Source organism: Alcanivorax sp. HI0044, assembly GCF_001634945.1.
Window position 1 is genome coordinate 1 of the sequence record NZ_LWEZ01000700.1, and the last position, 752, is coordinate 752.

Annotated in this window: 1 protein-coding gene; it reads right to left on the bottom strand. The window is 51.6% G+C overall.

From position 1 onward, the window contains the following. The coding region (locus tag A3730_RS08500) for a helix-turn-helix transcriptional regulator (RefSeq protein WP_369819052.1) at positions 1-646 on the bottom strand (646 nt) is incomplete at its 3' end. Between the last annotated feature and the right edge of the window lie 106 nt (positions 647-752).

Sequence of the window (752 nt, forward strand, 5' to 3'; positions counted from 1 at the left end):
GAGCAAGGTGACGATAGTTATCATAACCCTCGAAACGGGCGATCAAATAACGAACAGCGCCTCGATCCACTAAAGCCAAAGGGTGAACGCGTTTGGGGCTTTTCCTGTCCTTGTACCAGATATCCATCTGCCGGTTGCGATAAAGCGCGCCATAGACAGCATCCACAATCCCTGCAGGAACCGATGCTTGCTGCAAGGAGAAGCCCCGAGGCACATAGGCAACCTTGTCTTTCCAGCTACGCCCTCCTGTCGGCTTGTGCTTTTTGAACCAAGCGTCCACCGCATCAAATATAGGAGCGAGCTTCTGCAAGGCATCACGAGGCATCAACGGTTGTAAATAGCGCTCAACCAGAAACCAGGTCGCCGCCATTTTCTCGTCCATGGCGGGGATGGACAAATATTGATCCGAGCAGATGCTCCAGCCATAAGGACGAGCTCTATCGTCACACTCAATCAAGTAACCGAACTGCGATTCCAGCAGTAGGTTTAAATCCCTTTCGACAGTGCGCTTATCACACACATACCCCTCGCTTTGTAGCACCTGCTGAAGTTCTTTGGCTTCCATCCTTCTTGGCGCTACCGGAAGCGCATGCAGCAATGCCAGCAAGCGAAATGACTTGTTATCGACAGCAGCGTCAGCGGCCATACGTTTCTATCCCCTTTCTCATTCTTATTACCCAGTCTCAGCAACCCTGCGACACCTAGTGTCGCGCAACACTTCTAACCTTTAACTCTCTGGCACTCATGCCAAG